Source organism: Streptomyces sp. GQFP (assembly GCF_021545335.1).
GTDB lineage: Bacteria > Actinomycetota > Actinomycetes > Streptomycetales > Streptomycetaceae > Streptomyces.
Genome location: NZ_CP089312.1, coordinates 8,232,666 through 8,258,606 on the forward strand (window position 1 = coordinate 8,232,666; position 25,941 = coordinate 8,258,606).

At 68.7% G+C, this 25,941-nt stretch carries 19 protein-coding genes; 15 read left to right on the top strand and 4 right to left on the bottom strand.

All coding sequences use genetic code 11. The annotated features are described in order from the left end of the window. Positions 1–22 precede the first annotated feature (22 nt). The 4 genes from LUX31_RS37070 (at position 23) to LUX31_RS37085 (ending at position 5,130) form a co-directional block, all read left to right on the top strand. Complete coding sequence (locus tag LUX31_RS37070) at positions 23–1,297, top strand: extracellular solute-binding protein (RefSeq protein WP_235479681.1); 1,275 nt, start codon at positions 23–25, stop codon at positions 1,295–1,297. 84 nt (positions 1,298–1,381) lie between these two features. Then, positions 1,382–2,386: a carbohydrate ABC transporter permease gene (locus tag LUX31_RS37075; RefSeq protein WP_235479682.1), complete on the top strand. Its 1,005-nt coding sequence runs from the start codon at positions 1,382–1,384 to the stop codon at positions 2,384–2,386. 19 nt (positions 2,387–2,405) lie between these two features. Further along, on the top strand, positions 2,406–3,311 hold the full coding sequence (locus LUX31_RS37080) for a sugar ABC transporter permease (protein ID WP_443046036.1): 906 nt from the start codon (positions 2,406–2,408) through the stop codon (positions 3,309–3,311). Between the two features lie 145 nt (positions 3,312–3,456). Then, positions 3,457–5,130 (top strand): glycoside hydrolase family 13 protein, encoded by a 1,674-nt coding sequence (locus tag LUX31_RS37085; protein ID WP_235479683.1) that lies wholly within the window; start codon positions 3,457–3,459, stop codon positions 5,128–5,130. A gap of 44 nt (positions 5,131–5,174) precedes the next feature. On the opposite strand, the gene LUX31_RS37090 is transcribed toward LUX31_RS37085, so the two are convergent. Further along, positions 5,175–5,354, bottom strand: a complete 180-nt coding sequence (locus LUX31_RS37090) for a hypothetical protein (RefSeq protein ID WP_235479684.1) — start codon at positions 5,352–5,354, stop codon at positions 5,175–5,177. 453 nt (positions 5,355–5,807) lie between these two features. Between LUX31_RS37090 and LUX31_RS37095 the strand changes: the two genes are divergently transcribed. From LUX31_RS37095 to LUX31_RS37120, 6 genes are read left to right on the top strand one after another with little or no spacing between them, the layout of a single operon-like run. Continuing rightward, complete coding sequence (locus LUX31_RS37095) at positions 5,808–7,124, top strand: ABC transporter substrate-binding protein (protein ID WP_235479685.1); 1,317 nt, start codon at positions 5,808–5,810, stop codon at positions 7,122–7,124. Between the two features lie 4 nt (positions 7,125–7,128). Continuing rightward, positions 7,129–7,899, top strand: coding sequence for an ABC transporter ATP-binding protein (locus tag LUX31_RS37100; RefSeq protein ID WP_235479686.1), 771 nt, complete (start codon positions 7,129–7,131; stop codon positions 7,897–7,899). Further along, the gene (locus LUX31_RS37105) at positions 7,896–8,633 is read left to right on the top strand and encodes an ABC transporter ATP-binding protein (RefSeq protein ID WP_235479687.1); all 738 of its coding nucleotides are present in this window, start codon (positions 7,896–7,898) and stop codon (positions 8,631–8,633) included. The genes LUX31_RS37100 and LUX31_RS37105 overlap by 4 nt, the downstream gene beginning before the upstream one ends. Further along, the gene (locus tag LUX31_RS37110) at positions 8,630–9,502 is read left to right on the top strand and encodes a branched-chain amino acid ABC transporter permease (protein ID WP_235479688.1); all 873 of its coding nucleotides are present in this window, start codon (positions 8,630–8,632) and stop codon (positions 9,500–9,502) included. Before LUX31_RS37105 ends, LUX31_RS37110 begins: the two co-directional genes overlap by 4 nt. Next, positions 9,499–10,524: a branched-chain amino acid ABC transporter permease gene (locus tag LUX31_RS37115; protein ID WP_235479689.1), complete on the top strand. Its 1,026-nt coding sequence runs from the start codon at positions 9,499–9,501 to the stop codon at positions 10,522–10,524. Before LUX31_RS37110 ends, LUX31_RS37115 begins: the two co-directional genes overlap by 4 nt. A 54-nt stretch (positions 10,525–10,578) precedes the next feature. Next, positions 10,579–11,085 carry a MarR family winged helix-turn-helix transcriptional regulator gene (locus LUX31_RS37120; protein ID WP_235479690.1) on the top strand — a complete coding sequence of 169 codons (507 nt, stop codon included), beginning with the start codon at positions 10,579–10,581 and terminating at the stop codon, positions 11,083–11,085. Positions 11,086–11,334: 249 nt separating this feature from the next. Here LUX31_RS37120 and LUX31_RS37125 read toward each other — a convergent pair whose 3' ends face one another. After that, positions 11,335–12,672 (bottom strand): ferredoxin reductase family protein, encoded by a 1,338-nt coding sequence (locus tag LUX31_RS37125; protein ID WP_235479691.1) that lies wholly within the window; start codon positions 12,670–12,672, stop codon positions 11,335–11,337. Between the two features lie 273 nt (positions 12,673–12,945). Here LUX31_RS37125 and LUX31_RS37130 point away from each other — a divergent pair, with 273 nt between their 5' ends. Next, a complete protein-coding gene (locus LUX31_RS37130; protein WP_235479692.1) occupies positions 12,946–13,479 on the top strand; it encodes a hypothetical protein in 534 nt (177 codons plus the stop codon). A gap of 312 nt (positions 13,480–13,791) precedes the next feature. Beyond that, entirely contained in the window at positions 13,792–15,174 is a 1,383-nt protein-coding gene (locus LUX31_RS37135; protein WP_235479693.1) for an alpha-amylase, read from the top strand. Positions 15,175–15,196: 22 nt separating this feature from the next. Here the strand turns inward: LUX31_RS37135 and LUX31_RS37140 are convergent, their stop codons facing one another. Beyond that, positions 15,197–17,275 carry a carbohydrate-binding module family 20 domain-containing protein gene (locus LUX31_RS37140; protein WP_235479694.1) on the bottom strand — a complete coding sequence of 693 codons (2,079 nt, stop codon included), beginning with the start codon at positions 17,273–17,275 and terminating at the stop codon, positions 15,197–15,199. Between the two features lie 206 nt (positions 17,276–17,481). Here LUX31_RS37140 and pulA point away from each other — a divergent pair, with 206 nt between their 5' ends. From pulA to LUX31_RS37155, 3 genes are all read left to right on the top strand, one after another. Then, complete coding sequence (pulA, locus tag LUX31_RS37145; protein ID WP_235479695.1) at positions 17,482–22,932, top strand: pullulanase-type alpha-1,6-glucosidase; 5,451 nt, start codon at positions 17,482–17,484, stop codon at positions 22,930–22,932. Positions 22,933–23,003: 71 nt separating this feature from the next. Continuing rightward, a complete protein-coding gene (locus LUX31_RS37150; protein WP_235480193.1) occupies positions 23,004–24,635 on the top strand; it encodes a SpoIIE family protein phosphatase in 1,632 nt (543 codons plus the stop codon). A gap of 173 nt (positions 24,636–24,808) precedes the next feature. Beyond that, positions 24,809–25,165, top strand: a complete 357-nt coding sequence (locus LUX31_RS37155) for a 5-carboxymethyl-2-hydroxymuconate Delta-isomerase (protein WP_235479696.1) — start codon at positions 24,809–24,811, stop codon at positions 25,163–25,165. Positions 25,166–25,177: 12 nt separating this feature from the next. On the opposite strand, the gene LUX31_RS37160 is transcribed toward LUX31_RS37155, so the two are convergent. After that, entirely contained in the window at positions 25,178–25,915 is a 738-nt protein-coding gene (locus LUX31_RS37160; protein ID WP_235479697.1) for a TetR/AcrR family transcriptional regulator, read from the bottom strand. Positions 25,916–25,941 lie beyond the last annotated feature (26 nt).

Below are 25,941 nucleotides of genomic sequence, written 5' to 3' on the forward strand. Positions count from 1 at the left end.
CTTTCACCCTCAAGGAGAACTCATGCGGCGTGGCATAGCGGCCACCGCGCTGGTGGCGTCCATCGCCCTCGCGGCGACGGCCTGCGGCGGAGACGACAGCGGCAGCGACAAGGCCGACGGCCCGGTCACCATCACCTGGTGGGACACCACGAACGCCACCAACGAGGCACCGACGTACCAGGCCCTGGTCAAGGAGTTCGAGGCCGCCAACAAGGACATCAAGGTCAAGTACGTCAACGTCCCCTTCGACCAGGCCCAGAACAAGTTCGACACCGCCGCCGCGGCCTCGGGCGCCCCGGACGTGCTGCGCTCCGAGGTCGGCTGGACCCCCGCCTTCGCCAAGAAGGGCTACTTCCTGCCGCTCGACGGCACCGAGGCCCTCGCCGACGAGGCCAAGTTCCAGCCCAGCCTGATCGAGCAGGCCAAGTACGACGGCAAGACGTACGGCGTCCCGATCGTCACCGACACCCTCGCGCTGGTCTACAACAAGGAACTCTTCGAGAAGGCCGGTATCACCGAGGCCCCGAAGACCTGGGCCGACCTGAAGACGGCCGCCGCCACCATCAAGACCAAGACCGGCGTCGACGGCTACTGGGGCTCCACCCAGGCCTACTACGCGCAGAACTTCCTCTACGGCGAGGGCACCGACACCGTCGACGCAGCCGCGAAGAAGATCACCGTCAACTCGGCCGCCGCCAAGAAGGGTTACGAGACCTGGCTCGGCCTGTTCGACGGCAAGGGCCTGCACAAGGCCGACACCACCGCGGACGCCTACGCCCACATCCAGGACGCGTTCGTCAACGGCAAGGTCGCCGCGATCGTCCAGGGCCCGTGGGAGATCACCAACTTCTACAAGGGCACCGCGTTCAAGGACAAGGCCAACCTCGGCATCGCCACCGTCCCGGCCGGCTCCACCGGCAAGGCGGGCGCCCCGACCGGCGGCCACAACCTCTCCGTGTACGCCGGTTCGGACTCCGCGCACCAGAAGGCCGCGCTGAAGTTCCTCAACTTCATGACCTCGGCGAAGTCCCAGGAGACCATCGCCCTGAAGAACTCCACGCTGCCCACCCGCGACGACGCCTACACCGCCGAGGTCAAGGCCGACCCGGGCATCGCCGGTTACCAGAGCGTCCTCTCGGCCGCGCAGCCCCGCCCGGCCCTGCCCGAGTACAGCTCCCTCTGGGGCCCGCTCGACACCGAGCTGCCCCAGATCGCGGCCGGCAAGGAGTCCCTGGACAAGGGCCTGAGCAACGCGGAGACCGCGATCGCCAAGCTGGTCCCGGACTTCAGCAAGTGACCCCGCGTGGCCGTCGGAACCGACCGGTTCCGACGGCCACCGGTGTGTGCCGCAGCCCCCTGATCTTCCAGAAGGTGTCGAACCATGACAGTCGCCATCGACCGCGCGACCGGCAAGCGCCGCGGTGAGCCCGGGCAGCGGCCCGGACGGCTCGATCGTCTCAAGCACGCCTACCAGCGGTACTGGTACGCGTACGCGATGATCGCCCCCGTGGTCGTCGTGCTCGGCGGACTCGTGCTGTACCCGCTCGTGCGCGGCTTCTATCTGACGCTCACGGACGCCAACAGCCTCAACTCGGCCCGCACGATCGGCGTCAACCACATCGACGCCACCTACAAGTTCATCGGCCTCGACAACTACGCCGACATCCTGTGGGGCGACACCGCGTACGACCGCTTCTGGTCGCACTTCATCTGGACGATCGTCTGGACCGCGCTCTGCGTGACCCTGCACTACTGCATCGGCCTGGGCCTCGCCCTCCTCCTCAACCAGAAGCTGCGCGGTCGCACCTTCTACCGGCTGATCCTGGTCCTGCCGTGGGCCGTGCCCACCTTCGTCACCGTCTTCGGCTGGCGGTTCATGCTCGCCGACGGCGGCATCATCAACTCGATGCTCGACGCGGTGCACCTGCCGACACCGCTGTGGCTGGAGGACACCTTCTGGCAGCGGTTCGCCGCGATCATGGTCAACACGTGGTGCGGTGTGCCGTTCATGATGGTCTCGCTCCTTGGCGGCCTCCAGTCCATCGACTCCAGCCTGTACGAGGCCGCGGACATGGACGGCGCGAGCGCCTGGCAGAAGTTCTGGTACGTCACTCTGCCGGGCCTGCGCTCCGTCAGCTCGACGGTCGTACTCCTCGGCATCATCTGGACGTTCAACCAGTTCGCCGTGATCTTCCTGCTGTTCGGCACCACCGCGCCCGACGCGCAGATCCTCGTGACCTGGGCCTACTACCTCGGCTTCGGCCAACAGCCGCGCGACTTCGCGCAGTCGGCGGCCTACGGCATGCTGCTGCTGGCCATCCTCGTCGTCTTCACCTCCTTCTACCGCCGCTGGCTGAACCGCAATGAGCAGCAGCTCGCGAACTGAGGCAGGAGCTTCCGTACCCATGAGTGCCATGACAGCCCAGAAGTCCGAGCCGACGAACCCGGCCGAAGCGTCTGTGACCCCGCAGCCCGGGGGACGCGGCCGGCGCGGCCTCGTCACGACCCTCGCCTCCCACGGCATCCTGACCGTCGCGAGCCTGATCGCGCTGTTCCCGATCGCCTGGCTGTTCTTCCTGTCCCTCGGCCCGGACAAGGACGACTATCTCCACCCCGGGCGCATCTGGGACAAGATGACGCTCGACAACTACTCGTTCGTCCTCCAGCACACCAACTTCTTCGACTGGATGAAGAGTTCGCTGATCGTCTCGCTGGGGACGACGGTCATCGGGGTGATGGTCGCGGCGACCACGGGGTACGCGGTGTCCCGGATGCGCTTCCCCGGCTACCGCAAGTTCATGTGGGTGCTCCTGGTGACCCAGATGTTCCCGATCGCCGTACTGATCGTCCCGATGTACCAGATCCTGTCCGACCTCCAGTTGATTGACAACTACTTCGGGCTGATCCTGGTCTACTGCTCGACGGCCGTGCCGTACTGCGCCTGGCTGCTCAAGGGATACTTCGACACGATCCCCTTCGAGATCGACGAGGCGGGACGCGTCGACGGGCTGACCCCCTTCGGCACCTTCGCGCGACTGATCCTCCCGCTCGCCAAGCCGGGCCTGGCGGTCGCCGCGTTCTACAGCTTCATCACCGCGTTCGGCGAGGTCGCCTTCGCCTCGACGTTCATGCTGTCGGACACGAAGTACACCTTCGCGGTCGGCCTCCAGAGCTTCGTGAGCGAACACGACGCCCAGCGCAACCTGATGGCCGCCACAGCGGTACTGGTCGCGATACCCGTCTCGGCCTTCTTCTACCTGGTCCAGAAAAACCTGGTGGCGGGCCTGACAGCGGGCGGCACAAAGGGCTGACACCAACTCCCGTACGGCTCAGCCGTACGGGTCGGCGGCCCACGGTGTCCATCCGACCCCGCTGACACCGGGGGCCGCCCATGTCGCTCGACGAACCAGCAGAAACCACCCCATGACCCGAACTCCGTTACGTATCAAGGACGTTATGAGCCAGCACTCCACCGCTCCGGCCCCGACCTCCACCAACGTCGCCGCCACCCCCGACTGGTGGCGCGACGCGGTCATCTACCAGGTCTACCCCCGCAGCTTCGCCGACAGCAACGCCGACGGCATGGGCGACCTGGAAGGCGTACGCTCCCGCCTGCCGTACCTGCGCGACCTGGGCGTAGACGCCGTGTGGCTCAGCCCCTTCTACGCCTCCCCGCAGGCTGACGCCGGCTACGACGTCGCCGACTACCGGGCCGTGGACCCGATGTTCGGCAACCTCCTGGACGCGGACGCCCTGATCCGCGACGCCCACGAACTGAACCTCAGGATCATCGTCGACCTGGTCCCCAACCACTCCTCCGACCAGCACGAGTGGTTCAAGCGTGCGGTAGCGGAGGGCTGCGGCTCACCGCTCCGGGACCGCTACCACTTCCGCCCCGGCAAGGGCGAGAACGGCGAACTCCCGCCCAACGACTGGGAGTCCGTCTTCGGCGGCCCGGCGTGGACGCGGATCACGGAACCGGACGGCACCCCGGGGGACTGGTACCTGCACCTCTTCGCGCCGGAGCAGCCCGACTTCAACTGGGAACACCCGGCGGTGGGCGACGAGTTCCGCTCCGTCCTCCGCTTCTGGCTGGACATGGGCGTCGACGGATTCCGTATCGACGTCGCCCACGGCCTGGTGAAGGCGGAGGGCCTCCCGGACCTCGGAACCCACGACCAGGTCAAGCTTCTGGGCAACGATGTCATGCCGTTCTTCGACCAGGACGGCGTGCACGCCATCTACCGCGAATGGCGCCTGATCCTCGACGAGTACGCGGGCGAGCGCATCTTCGTGGCCGAGGCCTGGACCCCGACCATCGAGCGTACGGCGAACTACGTCCGCCCGGACGAACTCCACCAGGCGTTCAACTTCCAGTACCTGGCGACCTATTGGGACGCGACGGAACTGAAGAACGTCATCGACCGCACCTTGGACGCGATGCGCCCGGTAGCCGCCCCCGCCACCTGGGTCCTGTCCAACCACGACGTGACCCGCCACGCCACCCGCTTCGCCAACGAGCCCGGCCTCGGCACCCAGATCCGCCTCGCCGGAGACCGTGCCCTGGGCCTGCGCAGGGCACGCGCGGCGAGTCTGCTGATGCTGGCGCTCCCGGGTTCGGCGTACGTCTACCAGGGCGAGGAGTTGGGCCTCCCGGACGTCGTGGACCTTCCCGACGAGGTCCGTCAGGACCCGGCCTACTTCCGCGGCGCGGGCCAGGACGGCTTCCGCGACGGCTGCCGGGTCCCGATCCCGTGGACGCGAGAGGGCTCGTCGTACGGCTTCGGCACGGGCGGCAGCTGGCTTCCGCAGCCGGAGGAATGGGCCGAGCTGAGCGTGGAGGCACAGACCGGGGCGCCCGGCTCCACCTTGGAGCTGTACCGCACGGCACTCGCCGCCCGCCGCGAACACCCCGGCCTCGGCGCGGGCGACTCGGTGGAGTGGCTGAAGGCGCCGCAGGGCGTACTCGCCTTCCGCCGCGGCCAGTTCGTGTGCGCGGCGAACACGAGCGGCGAAGCGGTCACGATTCCGGCGTACGGGGAGGTGCTGGTCGCCAGCGCCGAGGTGACCGTGGTGGCCGACGAGGCGAAGCTGCCGGCGGACACGACGGTGTGGTGGACGACGGCCTGAGGCCGAACTCGTAGGGCCCGCCGCCCGGTTCGGGGCGGCGGGCCCTACTGCGTTGCGACAGCCGAGGGGCCTTCCCGCTTCGCGTGGACGATCACAGCGGAAAGGGCGGTGGTGACGCCGAGGCTCCCCATCATGACCATGGCCACGCCGACCATGAAGCCGAGCACGGCGCCCAGGAAGTGGCGCCGGGAAACCGCCCAGTACACCGGCGCCAGCAGAGTCACTCGGCTCCCCCCGAGTACTTTGCGGAGTCGTGGATCGGGCCGGCCCCGGAAGGCACTGCCGAAGCGTGCTTCGCGTGTGGGCCGCCCCGCTCGGATATCAGGAAACCTGAGAAAGAATTACGCCCACCGAGTGGGCCCCGTCAAGGCCGGTGCGGCAACTTTTCCCCGCCGAGGCGCCGGGTGGGTGGCGCCCGAGGAGCGACTCCGATACGTCTCGGCAACACCCTTGTCATCCGGCGTCGCCGTGTGCATCATCGTGGTCATCATCAGGGTTCCTGATATCGGGCTCACTGTCCGGCCCTACCGGGACGCGAAGGAACCCGCCGCCCGCTTTCCCCTGCCGGTCCCGGCTTCCCCCGGCGACTCCAGCCGCCGGTTCCGGCTTCCCGAGCAGCTTCGCCACCCTCGGTTCCGCTCCCTCGACGTGCCCCGGAGGCATTCGTGAGTACACCCATGAGCACACCCGCGAACGGCAATTTGTCCCGAAGATCCATTATTCGGGGGACGGCCGGAGCCGCCGGTCTGTTCACCGTAGGCGGTCTGCTCACCGCCTGCGGCGGCATCAAGGAGTCCTCGGCGCAGACCGACTCGGTGCTCCGGATCGGTTACGTCTCGCCCAGCACAGGCTCGGCCGCGGGCTTCGGCGAGGCGAACGCGTTCCTGATGAAGAAGCTGCGGACCACCTTCAAGGACGGGCTGCGGATCGGCGGCAAGAAGTACTCCGTCGAGATCATCGACCGCGACAGCCAGTCGAGTCCGCAGACCGCCGCGCAGGTCGCGGCCGACCTGATCAACAGCGAGAAGATCGATCTGATGCTCGTCACCTCCACCCCGGAGACGGTCAACCCCGTCGCCGACGCGTGCGAGGCGGCCAAGATCCCGTGTCTGTCGACCGCCGTGCCGTGGGAGGCCTGGTACTTCGGCCGCGGCGCCACGCCCGAGAAGCCGTTCACGTACACGTACCACTTCTTCATCGGCGTCGCGGAGCTCCATGCCGCGTACACCTCCCTGTGGACAAAGGGCGGGGTGGAGACCAACCGGCGGGTCGGCGTCATGTGGCCCAACGACCCCGACGGCAAGGCGATCCGGCAGGGGCTCGGACCCCAGCTGAAGAAGAGCGGGTTCACCATCGTCGACCCGGGGGCGTACGAGGACGGGACGAACGACTACTCGGCGCAGATAGCGGCGTTCAAGAAGGCGGACGCGGAGATCTTCAACACCTTCCCGCTGCCGCCCGACTTCGCCACGTTCTGGAAGCAGGCCCGGCAGCAGGGCTACCGTCCACGCATCGCGAGCATCGCCAAGACCGGTCTCCTCCCCTCCCAGATCGAGGCGCTCGGCTCGCTCGGACACGGTCTCAGCGCCGGCTTCTGGTGGTCGCCCCAGTTCCCGTTCACCTCCACCCTCACCGACCAGACCGCCCGGCAACTGGCCGACGACTACGAGAAGTCGACGGGCAAGCAGTGGACCCAGGTCATCGGGTCCAACATGGCGCTCTTCGAGGCCGCGGTCCACGCCCTGAAGGCGACCTCCGACCCCAAGGACCGGACGGAACTGGCGGCCGCCCTCGGCAAGGCCAAGCTCACCACCGTCGCCGGGCCGCTGGACTTCACATCCGGGCCGGTGAAGAACGTGTCCACGGAGCCGCTGGTCATGGGGCAGTGGCGCAAGGCCACGGGGGGCAGCAAGTTCGCCGTCGAGCCGGTCATCGTCGACAACGGCGCCTTCCGCGAGATCCCGCTCGGAGGCGAACTTGAGCCCCTCCGCTGAGCCCGTGACCGACACCGTGGGGACAGGGGAGGCCGCCCCGGCGACCGCCCCGGCCCCGCCGGTGCTCGCCGCGAACGGCATACACCGACGCTTCGGCAGCCTGGTCGTCCTCGAAGGCATCGACATCACCCTCGCCCCCGGCGAGGCCCTGGGCATCGTCGGCCCGAACGGCGCCGGAAAGACGACCCTGCTCGACATCCTCTCCGGGGCCCAGGCCCCGTCCGAGGGCAGCGTCACCTTCCAGGGTCAGGACGTGACCCGCTGGAAGGTCGACCGCCGCTGCCGCAGCGGCATCGGGCGCTCCCATCAGGTGCCGCGCCCCTTCACCGGCATGACGGCCTACGAGAACGTGCTGGTCGCCTCGGTGCAGGGCGGTTCGCACCGGCGCCGGGACGCGCAACAGCACGCCCTCGGCGTACTCGAGCGCTGCGGCATGCTCGGCAAGGCCAACCGGCCCGCCGCCGCGCTCACCCTGCTGGAACGCAAGCGGCTCGAAATGGCGCGGGCACTGGCGACCGATCCGCAGGTGCTGCTGCTGGACGAGATCGCCGGTGGCCTCACCGACGCCGAAACCGACGAACTGATCGCCACCATCCAGCAGTTGCGCGTCGACGGCATCGCCATCGTCTGGATCGAGCACGTCATCCACGCGCTTCTGCGGGTGATCGACCGGCTGGTCTGTCTCGCGCAGGGCCGCGTCCTGGCCGAAGGCGAACCGGACGCCGTCATGTCCGACCCCCGGGTCGTCGAGGCCTACCTCGGGAGCGCGGCATGACTCTGCTGTCGGTCGAGAACCTCGAAGTACGGCACGGCCTGCTGCGCGCCGTCCGCGACGTCTCCTTCGCCGTGGACGAGGGCGAGGTCGTGGCGGTGGTCGGGGCCAACGGTGCCGGAAAGTCCACCCTCATGCGGGCCGTCGCCGGAGCACACCAGCCGGCCGAGGGCCGTATCGGCCTGGACGACGTGGATGTGACGGCCCAGCGGGCCCACGACCGTGTCGCGGCCGGGATCGCCCTGGTCCCGGAGGGGCGCCGGCTCTTCGCCGACCTCACCGTGGAGGAGAACCTGCTGGTCGCGTCCCGGGTACGGCGCCCAGGACCGTGGGACCTGCCAGCCGTCGTGGCCGCCTTCCCGCTGCTCGACGGACTGCTGAAGCGGCGCGCCGGCAACCTGTCGGGCGGCGAGCAGCAAGCCGTGGCCATCGGCAGGGCGCTGATGACCAACCCCCGGCTGCTGCTGCTCGACGAGGTCTCACTGGGCCTCGCGCCCATCGTGGTCGACACCATCTACGACTCGCTCGGCACGATCCTCTCCGGCGGTACGACGGTGCTGCTGGTGGAACAGGACCTCGGCCGCGCCCTGGGGGTGGCCCGGCGCGTGCTGTGCATGCTCGAAGGCCGCGTCGTCCTGGACGAACCCGCAGACGACGTCACCCGCGAACAGGTCGTCGAGGCGTACTTCGGGCTGAGCCGTGCCACAGCCGCAACCGTGCAGGAGGAGCCGGTATGAACTGGATCAACGCCATCGTGCAGGGCGTCATGCTCGGCGGCCTCTACGCGCTCTTCGCCTGCGGCCTGTCCCTGATGTTCGGCGTCATGCGGACCGTCAACCTGAGCCATGGCGACCTCGCGGTCCTCGGGGCGTTCCTCGTCGCGGCGCTGGCCGCCGCCGTCGGCATCAGCCCGTTCTTCGCGGTACTGCTGGTCCTGCCCGTGATGGGCCTGGTCGGAGTGGCGTTGCAGCGGGGCATCCTCAGCAAGGCGCTGCGCACCGGCGAGATGTCGTCGATGCTGGCCACCTTCGGCCTCGCCATCGTGCTGCAGAACGTACTGCTGGAGATCTTCAGCGCCGACTCCCGCTCCCTGGACGTCGGTTCGCTGTCCACGTCCGGTCTCCAGCTCGGGTCGTCGGTCAGCATCCCGTACCTCGGTGTGCTGACCGTGGCGGTGGCCGTCACGCTGCTCGGCGGGCTCCAACTGCTGCTGGCCCGTACGGGCATCGGCCGGGCGATCCGCGCCACCGCCGCCGACGCGGACACCGCCGAGCTGGTCGGGATCGACAGCCGCCGGGTGTACGCCTGGGCCGCCGCCATCGCCGTCGCCACCGCCGGTCTGGCGGGAGCGTTCTTCGCGATGCGGTCGTCGTTCAGCCCGTCCATGGGGCCGACCCAGCTGCTGTTCGCCTTCGAGGTCGTCGTGATCGGAGGGCTCGGTTCACTGTGGGGGACGCTCGTCGGGGGCATGGTCCTCGGCGTCGCCCAGACGGTCGGCGCGCAGGTGGATCCGCGCTTCTCCATCGTCGCCGGACACGCGGTGTTCCTCGCGGTCCTGGCCTTCCGCCCGCAGGGACTGCTCGGCATGAGAAGGAGCCGCACATGACCACCGCATCACCGATGGCCACCGCCACCGCCACCGCCACCATCCACCGGTGGACCCCCGTCTCCCGTACGGCGTCCGGTGCCCTGACCGCCCTGCTGTTCGCCCTGGCGTTCGCCCCCTTCGCCTTCACGCCCGAGGTGACCGCGAAGCTGACGACCCTGTTCGTCCTCGTCATCGTCGCGGCCATGTGGAACGCGCTGGCGGGCTACGCCGGTCTGGTCTCCGTCGGCCAGCAGGGCTTCATCGGCCTCGGCGCGTACGGAGTCTTCCTCTTCGTCGACCGCGGCGTCAGCCCCTTTCTCGCGGTCGTCCTGGCGGCCCTGCTCGCGGGTGCCGTCGCCGTCCCCACCTCGCTGCTCGCGTTCCGGCTCACCGGTGGTCAGTTCGCCATCGGCATGTGGGCGATCGCGGAGTTCTTCCGGCTGGTCGTGGTGAACACGCCTTCGCTGGGCGGCGGTTCCGGCCGCTCGCTCACCGATCTGTCGGCCACCGATCCGGCGGTGCGGCAGGCCCAGGTGTACTGGCTCGCCCTGGCGCTGATGAGTGTGCTGCTGCTGGCCGTGTTCGTGCTGTTGCGCAGCAGGCTGGGGGCTTCGCTGGAGGCGATCCGTGACGACCCGGTGGGCGCGGCGTCCGTCGGGGTACGGGTCACCTCGGCGAAACGGCTGGTCTTCGTCCTGGCGGCGGTGGGCGGTGCCGCGGCCGGTGGGCTCACCCTCGCGAGCACCCTGCGGGTGCAGCCGGACTCCATCTTCGGGGTCCAGTGGTCCGCGTACATGATCTTCATGGTGGTCATCGGCGGCCTCGGAACCTTCGAGGGACCGATCATCGGAGCGATCGTGTTCTTCCTGGTGCAGGACTGGTTCGGGAACGACGGAGGCACCTGGTACCTGATCGGGCTCGGCGCCCTCGCCATCGGGATGACGCTGTGGATGCCCCATGGGCTGTGGGGTACCGTGGCTCGCCGACGTGACCTGGAACTACTACCTGTCGGCTATCGGGTGCGGACACCGGTCGTCTGACCTCGACGACGGTCTCGCCCGATCTCACCGACGACCGACCAAGAGGTGCGAACGATGGCGGAGGCAGCCGATCGGGACCCGACTCCGGGTCCGCCTCCAGGCGCGGATCCCGATCCGGACCCCGAGGGTCACAAGGGCCCGCTGACGATCTATCTCGTCAAGCAGCTCGAACTGGCCATCCGCTCCTTCATGGACGAGGCCCTGCGCCCGTACGGGCTCACGACGTTCCAGTACACGGCCCTGACCGTGCTTCAGCACCGAGGCGGGCTCTCCTCCGCCCAGTTGGCCCGCCGCTCCTTCGTCAGACCCCAGACGATGCACGAGATGGTGCGCTCGCTGGAGGAGCGTGGGCTGATCGAGCGCGCCCATACCCCGGGGAACCGGCGGATCATGGAGGCCCGGCTGACGCGGGAGGGGGCGGAACTGCTGGCGGCGTGCGCACCGGCGGTGCAGAAGCTGGAGGACCGGTTGCTGCTCGACATGCCGGAGAACCGGCGGTCCGCGTTCCGCCAGGGCCTGGAGGACGGGCTCGCTTCCCTTACGGAACGGAACCACGGCTGACGACCCGGATCCAAGCCGTCGGCGGAGGATCCGCGAGGTGCAGACGGGTGCGCTCGGCTCCACCCTGGAGCTGTACCGCGCCGCCCGAGGAGGCGAAGCCGCCGGTGGTCACGACCGTGCGGTGGACCACGGTCCGAGAACCCCACAAGGCCGACTCTCGCAGGTGGCTACGGGGCAGAACCCTGGGGCCCCGCCCGGTTGGGCGGCGGGCCCTGCTGCGGTCACTCGTGGACACCGGCTTGCTCCCGGTCAGGCCAGGCCGAACTTCTCCGCGTGCACCTGTCGCGCGGGCACCCGCAGTTCCCGCAGGCCGGCCAGCGCGGCCGCGGTCATGGCGGGCGGGCCGCAGACGTACACGTCGCGGTCGGTGACGTCGGGGACCAGCCGCCGCAGGCTGTCCGGGCCGAAGGGCGGGGCGCCCTCGGCGGTCCTGCCGGTGAGCAGGTGCAGTCGGCCGCCCCGGAGCGCGATCAGCCGGCGGATCTCGTTCAGCAGTACGGCGTCGGCCTCGCTGCGGACGCGGTACAGCACGACGATGTCACCGGCCGACTGCTCCTCGAGCATCGCCCGCACAGGCGTGATCCCCACGCCGCCGGCGATCAGGAGGGCGCCGGGCCGGCTCCGGTGCAGTGAGGTGAACGCCCCGTACGGCCCCTCGACGAGGGCGCGGCTGCCGACCGGGACGTTGCGCAGGCCTGCGCTGGTGCTGCCGACCGCCTTCGCGGTGAGGCGCAGCCCCCGTCCGTCGGGCGCCGCCGACAGGGAGAAGGGGTTGGCCAGCCACCAGTGGTTGTGTCCGGGGAACCGCCAGATGCAGAACTGGCCCGCGCGGGCGGGGAGTTTGTCGAGGTGGCGGCCGGTGACGTACACGGAGACCACGTTGTCCGACTCCGGGACCACGGCCGTGACTTCGAATCGGTGGTAGGCGTTGCGCCACAGGGGCATGGCGATCCGCCCGGTCAGCAGGGCGCCGAAGGAGAACAGCCAGAGGAGCCACCAGTAGGCCTCGGCGAACGCGGAGGACGTGAAGGTCGTGGTCTCCTCCAACTGGTGGACGAACGCCAGCCCCAGGGCCACGTACAGCAGCAGATGCAGCCCGTGCCAGACCTCGTACCGCAGCCGCCGCCGCACGGACCGGGTGGAGATCACGCCGATGACGAGAATGATGCCCGCGGCGAGCATGCCCAGCAGGGAGGCCGTTACGCCGCTCAGCGCGACGAACGTCTTCCCCATGGACGCGTCGTCGAGGGTCGCGTAACCGAGCACGACGAGCGTGGCGTGGGTGAGGACGGTCCACAGCAGGGTGAAGCCGACCCAGCGGTGCCACACGGTGAGCCGGTCCATCCCGATCCGCCGGTCCAGCCACGGCAGCCGCGCCACCAGCAACAACTGGAACAGCATCAGCAGCGCCGCGTGCAGCCCGAAGAACTTCGCGACCGTGAGCACGCCGTTCTTGCCCGAACCGGCGCTCACGAACAACGCCTCGACGATCACCACATTGACGACGACAAAACCCCACATCGCCCAACGCGCCGCATCCACCGGAAGCACGGTGCCTCTTCGCACCGAATCGCTCGTCGCCGCCATGATCGCCTCTCGTCCCCCGTGGCCGCGGTACTCGCGGCCCGCCTCGATTCGGGTAAGGGTACGGCGGACGGGCCGGATCCGTTCATGCCGGAACCGCCGAATCTGACTGCCTTTGGCGGGGTCGGCGGCCCTGAGCTCCGCAACGGTTCGTTCGGTTCAGGAACAGCGCGTCCGTGGGGTCGAGGAGTGGTCTCCCATCCCGACGCCGAGACGATCGCTGCAGCTACGCTTCCACGGCGCAGGCGATGCTGAGAGCCAGACCCGGGGGAGATCGTGAACCGACCACTGCTGTTCCTGGACGTGGATGGGCCACTCAACCCCTATGCGGCCAAGCCGGAGAAGCGCCCCGACGGCTACACCACACTCAGAGTGCCCCAGGACAGCGGAACCCCGGACGAACACAGAGGACTCTCGGCCCGGCGGCGGCCCCTGCGGGTCTGGCTCAACCCAGAGCATGGTCGATCTCTGCTCCAACTCGGCTACGAACTGTGCTGGGCCACCACATGGATGGACAAAGCCAACCGATGGATCGCCCCGGTGCTCGGCCTTCCCGAGCTCCCCTTCGTCGACTTCGGTGACGCCTTGCTCCAAGAACGCCCCGACGGGGTCCACTGGAAGACGGGTCCCCTGGTGGACTACGCCAACGGCCGTTCCTTCGCCTGGGTGGACGACGAACAGAGCGATCTGGACCAGGCGTACGTGACGGCCCACCACCACGGGCCTGGGCTTCTGCACCACGTCAACCCGCGTATCGGACTGCGCGAGAACGACTTCCGCACGCTCGCCGACTTTGCCCGATCCCTTTAGCGAGGAAGCCACGGCCGCCTCCAACTCTCCTGCCGCTGCCAAGGCGCGCCCGAGTCGTACGTGCGAGGCGAGCTGATCGCGTCGGAACAAACCCGACTCCACGGCGTGCAGTGATTCGTGGGCAGCGCCCACCGCTTACTCAACGCCCCTCGTTGTGAAGAGATTTCGCGCCCGTGAAGAGGAAGTGTCCCAAGGGTTGACCGCTCCACAAGTGGACTCGTACCTTCTGGTCGGCTGAAAGTTTTCAGTCATCTTGCAGCAAGAATCGGCAAACGATCTTGCTTGGACCTTCAACGGAGAAGGACCCCCGACATGGCCAGCAGAACCCTCTCCGGCGCGCTCGCCCTCGCGGCCGGCGCGTCCATCGCGCTCGCCGTTCCGACGGGCACCGCCTACGCCTCCCCGCCCGGTACCAAGGACGTCACCGCCGTCCTGTTCGAGTGGAACTTCGCCTCGGTCGCCAAGGAGTGCACCAACACCCTCGGGCCCGCCGGGTACGGCTACGTCCAGGTCTCGCCACCCGCCGAGCACATACAGGGCTCGCAGTGGTGGACGTCGTACCAGCCGGTCAGCTACAAGATCGCCGGGCGGCTCGGTGACGCCACCGCCTTCCAGAGCATGGTGAACACGTGTCACGCGGCCGGGGTGAAGGTCGTCGTCGACACCGTCATCAACCACATGTCGGCGGGGAGTGGTACCGGCACCGGTGGGTCGTCGTACACGAAGTACAACTACCCCGGTCTGTACTCGTCCTTCGACTTCGACGACTGCACGGCCACCATCAGCGACTACACCAACCGCACCAACGTCCAGAACTGCGAACTCGTCGGGCTCGCCGACCTGGACACCGGCGAGGAGTACGTCCGTTCCGCCATCGCCGGGTACATGAACTCCCTGCTCGGCTACGGAGTCGACGGCTTCCGGATCGACGCCGCCAAGCACATCCCGGCCACCGACCTCGCCAACATCAAGTCGCGGCTCAGCAACACGTCCGTGTACTGGAAGCAGGAGGTCATCTACGGCAGTGGGGAGGCCGTCCAGCCCACCGAGTACACCGGTAACGGAGACGTCCAGGAGTTCCGGTACGCCTACGACCTCAAGCGTGTCTTCAACAACGAGAACCTCGCCTACCTCAGCAACTACGGTGAGGGCTGGGGCTACATGAGCAGCTCCGTCGCCGGCGTCTTCGTCGACAACCACGACACCGAGCGCAACGGCTCCACGCTCAGCTACAAGGACAACGCCAACTACACCCTCGCCAACGTCTTCATGCTCGCCTATCCGTATGGTGCGCCCGACATCAACTCCGGGTACGAGTTCTCCGACACGGACGCCGGTCCGCCCAACAGCGGCTCCGTGACCGCCTGTTGGCAGGACGGGTGGAAGTGTCAGCACGCCTGGCCGGAGATCCTCCGCATGGTCGCCTTCCGTAATGCCGTGCGCGGTGAGTCCGTCACCAACTGGTGGGACAACGGGGGCGATGCGATTGCGTTCGGGCGGGGTGCCAAGGGCTACGTCGCCATCAACCACGAGTCGAGCAGCCTGAGTCGTACCTACCAGACCTCGCTCGCCGCGGGCACGTACTGCGATGTGCAGAGCAACACGTCGGTGACCGTGAACTCCAGTGGGCAGTTCACGGCCACCTTGGGCGCCAACACGGCTCTGGCGATCTACGCGGGCAAGACCACCTGCTGAGCCACTGCCGCTGTCGCTGCCACTACTTCCACGTGTCAGCGGTCGTGTAGCCGCTCGAACTTCCTGTCGTGTACGAGCGGTTGGTGCCCGACTCCCAGGTCACGTTCCCGGAGCCGTCCTTCTTGATGTACTTGTACTCGAAGGACGTGCTCCTGGGGACGATGACCGACCGGGACCAGACCGGGTACGCCGCCGAGGACAGCGGGATCGCGTCCGCCGTGTTCCAGGAGCCCAACGACCCGACAGAGCCGACGACATAGACGTTCGTGCCGAGGGTGGTTGTGGCCGTGACGTTGAAGGTGACGTCCGTCGCGTTCGAACTCGCCACGTTCCAGCTGTTGTTGAGGTTCAGCGCCGAAGTCGCCGTGGCGGCCGTCCTGTTGGCGTTGGACTCCCAGGTGACGTTCCCCGAAGCGTCCTTCTTCACGTATTTGTACTCGAACGACGTGTTCGTCGGCACACTCACCCCGCCCGACCACACCGGATATCCCGTCGACGACAGCTTCACCGCCTTCGACGTGTCCCAGCCGCCCAGTTCCGCGATCGAGCCGACGACGTACACGTCCTGGCCGGTCGTGGTCGCCGCGTACTCGTTGAAGGTCGCCGTGACGGTCGTACCGCCTCCACCGCCGCCCTCGCAGGTCGTGCACGGAGTGAACTCGCCGTTGTAGAAGGCGATCGCGCCCTTCGCCGGGACCGTCAGCGTCGCGTTCCCACCCGACACCGTGACCGTCGTGGCGCCGTTGTCGATGACGTTGGCGTACGTACCGTCGGCCATGCCCGTCGCGAAGGTGTAAGTCGCCGCCGCCGAACCGTTGTTGATCGCGATGTAGCCGCCCGTGCCCCGGCCGAAGCCGATGACGCTCGACGACTTGGTGGACCAGTTGGACACCGCCTCCGAGCCCACCGCGTTGTGCCACTTCACCATGCCGGTGATCGCGGTGTCCCGTTGGAGGCAGTACCAGCCGCTCGAGCAGTTGGTGTCGGTCACGAAGCCGCTGGAGTTCGGCGGGGCCTGGTCCGACGACGACCACTCGAAGCCCGAATACACCGTCGGCGTCGACCACTTGTAGGCGAGCTGGAAGACGTTGGCGAGCCGATACGTGTCGCCGTCCTTGTAGCTCATGTGCAGGCCGTTGCGCTCGGTGTCGTGGTTCGTGACGAAGGAGACCGAGTTGGCGGGGGTCAGGACACCCGACGACGACAACGACTCCAGGTCGCTCACGTTCCCCTGGAACGCCGACTTCAGCTTGCTCGCGTAGGTGAAGTCCAGGACGTCACCGGCCGCGTAGTAGTCGGAGGCCGCCGGGGTCGAACCCGGGTACACCTCCTGGAAGATGTACGGGTCGGCCCCGGACGTCGTGTTGTCGAGCTTCGCCCAGATCGCGTTCAGGTCGGCGACCGGCATGTGCTTCGCCGCGTCGATACGGAACCCGTCGACGCCCACCGCGATCTGCTTGTTGAGGTAGGCCGCGATGCCCGAGCGGACGTCGTCGTCCTCGGTCTCCAGGTCGGGCAGGCCCAGCAGTTCGCAGTTCTGGATCTCGGTCAGGTTCGACCAGTCGTCGATGATCAGGTCGGAGTCGTTGCACTCCGCCGACGTGTGGAAGTCGTCCGGGTCCCAGTCCGGGGTGTCGTACTTGTTGCTGATCGTCGTGCCGGCGTACCCCGTGCCGGTCTGCGCGGCGGTGTGGTTGATCACCGCGTCCGTGTACACCTTGACGCCCGCGCCATGGCAGGCGTCCACCATGGTCGCGAACTCGGCCGCCGTTCCGAAGCGACCGCTCAGGTTGGACGAGTACGGCTGGTACACGTCCCACCAGTAGTAGTTGGTCTGCCGCAGCGACTCGGCGGGCGGCGCGACCCACACCGCGCCGTAGCCGTTCGGCCCGAGGACGTTCGTGCACTCGGCGGCGACCGAGTCCCAGTTGTACTCCCACAGGTTGGCGATCACGTCGCCGGACGTCGTGGCGTCCGCCTGCGCGGGGGTGGCGGGCAGGGCGATCGCCCCGGCGAGGGCCAGTGCGGCGGCTGCGGCAGCGGCAGCCGTGCGTCGGACGACACCCGCACCCCGGGGCCGGGGTCCGTGTCTGGTGGTCATGTGCGGCTCCGAAAGGTTTCAACGACGGGCGGGGGGTGGTTTCAGGCTTCAACAAGTCGTGACAGTGGGGCAGTTGAGAAGGGCACGTCAAGGCTCTGGGTGAAAGTACTTGCGATCGGTTTCAAGACTCTTGCTGTAAACCTTTCGTTAGCGATACGGTCGCGCCGGGTCGGACCCAAGAGCCGTACGCCGCAAGGAGTGCCCCTGTGATACCGAGATGGACGGCGCCCTCATCGCGCCGTACCGCGTCCGCCGCACGGATCGCGGCCCTCACCGTGACCGCGCTCGCCGCGGCCCTCGTCCAGCCACTGGCCGCCGGGTCCGCCGGAGCCGCCACCCCGCCCGCGCCCCCGTCCGACGCGCAGCTGGCGAAGACCGCCGCCCGCAACGACCTCACCCGAGAGCAGTTCTACTTCGTCCTGCCGGACCGTTTCGCCAACGGGGACAAGGCCAACGACCAGGGCGGACTCACCGGTTCACGCCTCGCCACCGGCTACGACCCCACCGACAAGGGCTTCTACCAGGGCGGCGACCTCAAGGGCCTCACCGGCAAGCTCGACTACATCAAGGGCCTCGGCACCACCGCCATCTGGCTGGCCCCGATCTTCAAGAACGAGCCCGTCCAGGGCACCGGCGCGGACGCCTCCGCCGGCTACCACGGTTACTGGATCACCGACTTCACCCAGGTCGACCCGCACTTCGGCACCAACCAGGACCTCGAAACCCTTATCTCCAAGGCGCACGCCAAGGGCCTGAAGGTCTTCTTCGACGTCATCACCAACCACACCGCCGATGTCGTCGACTACGACGAGAAGTCCTACGACTACCTCTCCAAGGGCGCCTTCCCGTACCTGACCAAGGACGGTGAGCCCTTCGACGACGCCGACTACGCGGACGGCAAGGCCGACTTCCCGTCCGTCGACACCGACTCCTTCCCGCGCACCCCCGTCGTCCCCGCCGCGAAGAAGAACACCAAGGTCCCGTCCTGGCTCAACGACCCGACGATGTACCACAACCGCGGCGACTCCACCTGGGCCGGCGAGTCCGCCACGTACGGTGACTTCGTCGGCCTGGACGACCTGTGGACCGAGCGCCCCGAGGTCGTCTCCGGCATGGAGAAGATCTACGAGAAGTGGGTACGGGACTTCGACATCGACGGCTTCCGGATCGACACCGTGAAGCACGTCAACATGGAGTTCTGGACCCAGTGGGCGACGGCGCTCGACGCGTACGCCGCCAAGAAGGGCCGCGACGACTTCTTCATGTTCGGCGAGGTCTACTCCGCCGACACGTCCGTGACCTCCCCGTACGTCACCCAGGGCCGCCTCGACTCCACGCTCGACTTCCCCTTCCAGGACGCGGCCCGCTCGTACGCCTCCCAGGGCGGCAGCGCCCAGAAGCTCGCCTCGGTCTTCGGCGACGACTACAAGTACACGACCGACAAGGCCAACGCGTACGAGCAGGTCACCTTCCTCGGCAACCACGACATGGGCCGGATCGGCTACTTCCTCAAGCAGGACGACCCGACCGCCACCGACGCCGAACTCCTCGCCAAGGACAGGCTCGCCAACGAGCTGATGTTCCTCAGCCGGGGCAACCCGGTCGTCTACTACGGCGACGAGCAGGGCTTCACCGGCGCGGGCGGCGACAAGGACGCCCGCCAGACCATGTTCGCCTCGAAGGTCACCGACTACCTCGACGACGACGAACTCGGCACCGACCGCACCCACGCGAGCGACGCCTACGACTCGAGTGCACCGCTCTACAAGCAGATCAGTGCTCTCGCGGCCCTCCGCAAGGCCAACCCCGCCCTCACCGACGGCGTCCAGACCGAGCGCTACGCGGCCGACGGCGCCGGCGTCTACGCCGTCTCCCGCACCGACGCCAAGTCCGGCACCGAGTACGTCGTCGCCTTCAACAACGCGGCCGAGCCGAAGACGGCGACCTTCGCGACCGGCTCGGCCGACATGGCCTTCAAGGGCATCTACGGCACCGACGCCACGCTGACCAGCGGCACCGACCGCCAGCTCACCGTCACCGTCCCGGCCGGTTCCGCCATCGTCCTCAAGGCCACCGCCAAGCTTGCCGCCCCCGCCACCAAGCCGACCCTCACCCTCACCGCCCCGGCCACCGGCGCCACCGGCACGGTCGACATCACCGCAGACGTCGGCGGCGGCAGCGGGACTGGCACCGACCCGCTCAACCGCGTCGCCTTCGCCGCCCAGATCGGCAACGGCAAGTGGCAGACCCTCGGCTCCGCCGACCACGCGCCCTACCGGGTCACCCAGACCCTCGGCAAGGACATTGCCCCCGGAACAGCCTTGCGCTACAAGGCAGTTGTGGTCGACAGCACAGGACGTACCGCAAGCACCACGGCGACCTCCACCACGGGCACCCCGCCCGCCCCCGAGGTCCCCACGGCCTCCTCGCGCGACTACGCGATCGTCCACTACAAGCGCGCGGACGGCGACTACACCGACTGGCGCCTGTACGCCTGGGGCGACATCGCCGACGGCGAGGGCACCACATGGCCCGACGGCCACGACTTCATCGGCCGTGACAGCTACGGCGCCTTCGCCTACGTCAAGCTCAAGCCCGGTGCCTCCAGCGTCAGTTACCTCGTCATCGACAAGGACGGCAACAAGGACGTCTCCATCGACCGCTCGATCGACGTCACCAAGACCGGCGAGATCTGGGCCGAGCAGGGCAAGGAAGCCGTACTCACGGAGAAGCCCACCGCCGACTACCCCGACCAGGACACCACCAAGGCCGTCCTCCACTACCACCGCGCCGACGGCAACTACGACGGCTGGGGCCTGCACGTCTGGTCCGGCGCCGCGAACCCCACGGACTGGGCGAAGCCCCTGGAGCCGGTCCGCACCGACACGTACGGCGCCGTCTACGAGGTACCGCTCAACGCCGATGCCACCAGCCTCAGTTACATCATCCACAAGGGCGACGAGAAGGACCTCTCCACCGACCAGGCCCTCGACCTCAAGACCAACGGCCACGAGGTATGGCTCCTGAACGGCCAGGAGAAGTACCTGCTCCCGCAGCCGGCGGGCAGCTCGGCCGCCCTCGACCTGACCACCTCCAAGGCGGTCTGGATCGACCGGAACACCCTCGCCTGGAACGGCAACGACACCGCCGCCTCAACCCAGTTGCTCTACTCCCGCACCGGCTCGATCACGGCGAACGACGGCACCCTGACCAGCACCGACGAACGCTGGCTCCGCCTCACCAGGTCGGCCCTCACCGACGCCCAGAAGGCCAAGTTCCCGCACCTCGCCACGTACACCGCCTGGACGGTCGACCCACGCGACCGAGACCGGGTCCGCGAGGCCCTGCGCGGCCAGCTCGTCGCCTCCCAACGGGCCGCGAACGGAGCCGTGTTGGCGGCGACGGGCGTCCAGGTCGCCGGCGTACTGGACGATCTCTACTCCACCGCATCGAACGCCGACCTGGGCCCCACCTTCAGCAAGGGTCGCCCCACCCTCTCCGTCTGGGCACCCACCGCCCAGTCGGTGCAGCTCGACCTCGACGGCTCCACGGTCGCCATGAAGCGGAACGACACCACCGGCGTCTGGTCCGTCACCGGCAGCAAGTCCTGGAAGAACAAGCCCTATCGGTACGTCGTGAAGGTGTGGGCGCCCAGCGTCTCCGCGATCGTCACCAACGAGGTCACCGACCCGTACTCCGTCGCCCTGACCGCCGACTCCGAGCGCAGCCTCGTAGTCGACCTGGACGACAAGTCCCTTGCCCCCAGCGGCTGGACGACGTACACCAAGCCCAAGGCCGTACCGCTCACCAACGCCCAGGTCCAGGAACTCCACGTCCGGGACTTCTCGGTCGCCGACGACACCGTGCCCGCCAAGGTCAAGGGCACCTACCTCGCCTTCACCGACAAGGACAGCGACGGCTCGAAGCACCTCCGCGAGCTGGCGAAGGCCGGCACCTCGTACGTCCACCTCCTGCCCGCCTTCGACATCGCCACCATCCCCGAGAAGAAGACGGACCAGGCGACCGTCGACTGCGACCTCGCCTCCTACGCCGCCGACTCCGACCAGCAGCAGGCGTGCGTCGCGAAGATCGCCGCGAAGGACGCCTACAACTGGGGCTACGACCCGTACCACTACACCGTCCCGGAGGGCTCGTACGCGAGCGACCCGGACGGGACGCGGCGCACGGTCGAGTTCCGGCAGATGGTGAAGTCGCTCAACAGCGACGGGCTGCGGGTCGTGATGGACGTCGTCTACAACCACACCCCGGCCAGCGGCCAGGCCAAGACGAGCGTCCTCGACAAGGTCGTCCCCGGCTACTACCAGCGGCTCCTCGCCGACGGCACGGTCGCCAACTCCACCTGCTGCGCCAACACCGCGCCCGAGAACACCATGATGGGCAAGCTCGTCGTCGACTCGATCGTCACCTGGGCCAAGGAGTACAAGGTCGACGGCTTCCGCTTCGACCTGATGGGCCACCACCCCAAGGCCAACATCCTGGCCGTCCGCAAGGCCCTCGACGCGCTCACCCTCAAGAGGGACGGCGTCGACGGCAAGAAGATCATCCTGTACGGGGAGGGCTGGAACTTCGGCGAGGTCGCCGACGACGCCCGCTTCGTCCAGGCCACCCAGAAGAACATGGCCGGGACGGGCATCGCGACCTTCTCCGACCGGGCCCGGGACGCCGTACGCGGCGGCGGCCCCTTCGACGAGGACCCCGGCGTCCAGGGCTTCGCGTCCGGCCTCTACACCGACCCCAACTCCTCGACCAGCAACGGCACTTCGGCGGAGCAGAAGGCCCGCCTCCTGCACTACCAGGACCTCATCAAGGTGGGCCTCTCCGGCAACCTCGCCGCCTACCGCTTCACCGGCACCGACGGCGAGGACGTCACCGGCGCCCAGGTCGACTACAACGGCCGGCCCGCCGGATACGCGGACGCACCCGGCGACGCCCTCGCCTACGCCGACGCCCACGACAACGAGTCGCTGTTCGACGCCCTCGCCTTCAAGCTGCCCGCCACGACGAGCGCGGCCGACCGGGCCCGTATGCAGGTCCTCGCCATGGCGACGGCCACCCTCTCGCAGGGCCCGGCCCTCTCCCAGGCGGGCACCGACCTGCTGCGCTCCAAGTCCCTCGACCGTAACTCCTACGACAGCGGCGACTGGTTCAACGCCGTCCACTGGAACTGCGCCGACGGCAACGGATTCGGACGGGGGCTCCCGGCAGCGGCCGACAACGCCTCCAAGTGGCCTTACGCCAAGCCCCTGTTGGCGACCAGTACCGTCGGGGTCGGCTGCGCTCAGATCGAGGGTGCCTCGGCCGCGTACCAGGACCTGCTGAGAATTCGTACGACAGAAAGCGTCTTCTCCCTCGACACGGCGGGCCAGGTGCAGGCAAAGCTTTCCTTCCCGCTGTCCGGCAAGGACGAGACACCCGGCGTCATCACCATGGAACTCGGCGATCTTGTCGTCGTGTTCAACGCGACGCCCGAGCGCGGTGAGCAGCGGGTCGGCTCGCTCGCCGGGACCTCGTACGCGCTGCACCCCGTACTGCGGGCGGGAGTTGACCCCGTCGTCAAGTCGGCCACGTACGAGCGGGAATCGGGCACGTTCGCCGTTCCGGCAAGGACCGTCGCGGTATTTTCCCGCACCTCCTGACAACGGCATTATCTTGGTGGGGCAGACCACGAACCCCGGTCTGCCCCACCGGTGTGTCCAAGGGCGGCCAGATGGACGGCAACGGCAAGTGGTCAGACACGGCGGACACCACCGTGCTCGTCGTGGACGACACGGCGGCCGGCCGCTACGCCATGGGTGCGCTGCTGCGCCGCGCCGGTCACCAGGTGGTGGCCGTCGCCAGCGGCAACGAGGCGCTCGCTGAACTCGACGTACGCCTGCGCAAGGGCATGCTGCCCGACGTGGCCCTCATCGACGTGCACCTGCCCGACATGAGCGGGGTCGAGCTGTGCCGCCGCCTCAAGGCCAGGCCGCACATGGCCGGCCTGCCCGTCGTACACTTCTCGGCCGGCACCGTCACCCCGGGGGACCGCTGTGACGGGCTGGACGCGGGTGGGGAGGCGTATCTGTCGGTGCCCGCCGAGCCCGAGGAGATCGACGCGGTGCTGCGGGCCGCGGTGCGCGCGGCCCGGCTGCGGGCCGACGACCAGGCGCTGGCCCGGCGGCTGACCCGGCTGTCGGAGACGATCTTCACCATCCAGGCGGCGCGCTCCCTCCAGGAACTCGCCGACGCCGCCGCCGACGGCTGCGCGCGCCTCACCGGCCAGCCCGCCGCCGTGTTCTTCCTCGGCCCGGACGACGAGCTGTACCGCGCGACCTCCCGCGACCGCACCTCGCTCGCTATGCCGGACGAGGGCGCCCACCGGGTCGTGGCGGGTCTGCTCCGGCGCCTCTCCCGTGGGCAGAGCGGGGTGCAGATCACCACGGTGCCCGCGCCGCTGTGGCCCGCAGGGTTCTTCCGGCCGGGCGTCGAGCACGACGCGCGCCTGGTGCTGATCCCCACCCACGACGGCAGAGCGGCGGTGTGCCTGGCCACCCCCACCCGCAGTGTGCGCCGGGTCAGCCCCGAGAACGAGTCCCTGATCGCCCGGCTCGCCCAGGCCACCGTGCTCGCCGCCGAACCGCTCCTCATGTACCAGGTCGAGCGGCATGTCGCCCTCACCCTCCAGCACAGCTTCCTGCCCCGCCCCGACCGGCTGCCCGAGCTGCCCGGCATCGACGTCGTCGTCCGGTACGTGCCCGCGTCGCAGGACGCCGAGATCGGCGGCGACTTCTACGCCGCCCTGCGCACCGACGACGGTGTGCTCACGGCGGTCGGCGACGTCGTCGGGCACTCGCTGGACGCGGCCACCGTCATGGTCGAGATCCGGCACGCGCTGCGCGCCTACAGCGTCGAGGAGAGCGACCCGGCCGTGCTCGCCGAGCGCCTCGACCGGATGCTCCAGCGCTACCACCCCGAGGTCACGGCCACCGTCTGCCTGGTCCACGTCGAGCCCGGCACCGGGCGCACCCTCATCGCCAACGCGGGCCACATCCCGCCACTGCTCATCCGCGACACCGGCAGCGCCGACTACGCCAAGGCCGAGGGCCCGCTGCTCGGCGTGGGCCTGCCCCATCCGCCGCCCACCGAACTCTTCCTCGAACCCACCGACCGGCTCCTCATGGTCACCGACGGCCTGATCGAGACCCGGGGCACCGACCTCGCGGACTCCCTGGAACACCTCCGCGCCGCCGCCACCGGCGCGCTGCCGGGCCTGGACGCCCTCTGCGACACCCTGCTGGTCTGCTTCGGCCACGAACGGGAGGACGACATCGCGATGCTGGCGCTGCGGCTCGCCGAGTAACGCTCTGAGGGACCTGTGGTTCGTCGGCCGCGGGGCGGTGGGGGCTGGTCGCGCAGTTCCCCGCGCCCCTACCCCCCCCGGGTGCTGCTCAAGTTCGGCCGGTGGGGCCCGCCGGTTAGGGTGAGCTGCCATCTCGCCGTAGCAGTCGCAGAAGCAGAACAGGGGTTTGACCCATGCCGCAGATCACCGTCGACTACTCGGGTCCGCTGACCGAGGCCTTCGACCGGCGTGCGTTCGCGCTCGCGCTGCACGAGGAGGTCGTCGCGACGGCGAAGGCGACGCCGGAGGCATGCAAGACGCAGTTCCGCCGCACCGAGGACGCGACGGTCGGCGCGGACACCGACGGCCACGCCATCGTGCACGTCTGGATCGGCATGCTGACCGGACGCACGACCGAGACGAAGAACCAACTGACGGAAGCCGTACTGGAGTTGGTGCGCACCCACGTGAAGCCCGTCGAGGGCCTCACCCTGCACGCCTCGGTCGAGGTCCGCGAACTCGACGACTCCTACCGGAAGTTCGACGCCTGACCCGCCCCTCGGCTACGACGCGAGCGAGATGAGCCGTCCGACCAGATCGGTGAACGGGCCGTCGGTGGGCTCCTGTTTGAGCATCCGGCGCAGCAGCGCGGCCATCTCCTCGTCATAGGCCGCGCTTACGGCGGCCAGCGCGGCGAAGTCGTGCACGAGCTGCGCTTCCAGCTCGGCACGCGGCACGCGCCGCCCGTCCAGCCAGATCAGCGCGGTCGACTCGACGAGCGATATCCACGTCCGGATGACCAACTCCAGCCGGGCGGGCGCGTGTTCGGCGTCCAGCTCCAGATGCGACAGGATCTGGAGGTACGCGGCCTGCCGTACGGCGTCGATGAGCGCGTTCGTCGCCGAGGCGTTGCCGGCCGCAGAGCGCACCCCGTCCCGCGCTCCGTCCGCCGACACCGCGGGACCGCCGCGCATCAACGCCGCGAAACCGGGCCCGTGTTCGTCGACGAAGTCGAAGAACCGGCGCATCACGCGCAGCAGCCGCGCTCCGAGCGGACCCTCCTGCGGCTCCACGAACCGGCCCGCCAGATCGTCCGACGCACGCTTCAACGCGGCCTCGTACAGGCTGAGTTTGCCGGGGAAGTAGTGGTAGACCAGTGGGCGCGAGATGCCCGCGGCCGACGCGATCTCATCGATGGAGACCTCGTCGGGCGAGCGGCGGCTGAACAGTTCGAGGGCGACGCCGATCAACTGCTGCCGGCGTTCCTCGACTCCCATTCTGCGGCGAACCCCGGTTGTCATGCGAACACCTTACCGATCGACTACGG

Coding starts and splice junctions, on each gene's coding strand:
- LUX31_RS37070 (WP_235479681.1), top strand. CDS start 23: ATGCGGCGTGGCATAGCGGCCACCGCGCTGGTGGCGTCCATCGCCCTC.
- LUX31_RS37075 (WP_235479682.1), top strand. CDS start 1,382: ATGACAGTCGCCATCGACCGCGCGACCGGCAAGCGCCGCGGTGAGCCC.
- LUX31_RS37080 (WP_443046036.1), top strand. CDS start 2,406: ATGAGTGCCATGACAGCCCAGAAGTCCGAGCCGACGAACCCGGCCGAA.
- LUX31_RS37085 (WP_235479683.1), top strand. CDS start 3,457: ATGAGCCAGCACTCCACCGCTCCGGCCCCGACCTCCACCAACGTCGCC.
- LUX31_RS37095 (WP_235479685.1), top strand. CDS start 5,808: ATGAGCACACCCGCGAACGGCAATTTGTCCCGAAGATCCATTATTCGG.
- LUX31_RS37105 (WP_235479687.1), top strand. CDS start 7,896: ATGACTCTGCTGTCGGTCGAGAACCTCGAAGTACGGCACGGCCTGCTG.
- LUX31_RS37110 (WP_235479688.1), top strand. CDS start 8,630: ATGAACTGGATCAACGCCATCGTGCAGGGCGTCATGCTCGGCGGCCTC.
- LUX31_RS37115 (WP_235479689.1), top strand. CDS start 9,499: ATGACCACCGCATCACCGATGGCCACCGCCACCGCCACCGCCACCATC.
- LUX31_RS37120 (WP_235479690.1), top strand. CDS start 10,579: ATGGCGGAGGCAGCCGATCGGGACCCGACTCCGGGTCCGCCTCCAGGC.
- LUX31_RS37125 (WP_235479691.1), bottom strand. CDS start 12,672: ATGGCGGCGACGAGCGATTCGGTGCGAAGAGGCACCGTGCTTCCGGTG.
- LUX31_RS37135 (WP_235479693.1), top strand. CDS start 13,792: ATGGCCAGCAGAACCCTCTCCGGCGCGCTCGCCCTCGCGGCCGGCGCG.
- LUX31_RS37140 (WP_235479694.1), bottom strand. CDS start 17,275: ATGACCACCAGACACGGACCCCGGCCCCGGGGTGCGGGTGTCGTCCGA.
- LUX31_RS37150 (WP_235480193.1), top strand. CDS start 23,004: ATGGACGGCAACGGCAAGTGGTCAGACACGGCGGACACCACCGTGCTC.
- LUX31_RS37155 (WP_235479696.1), top strand. CDS start 24,809: ATGCCGCAGATCACCGTCGACTACTCGGGTCCGCTGACCGAGGCCTTC.
- LUX31_RS37160 (WP_235479697.1), bottom strand. CDS start 25,915: ATGACAACCGGGGTTCGCCGCAGAATGGGAGTCGAGGAACGCCGGCAG.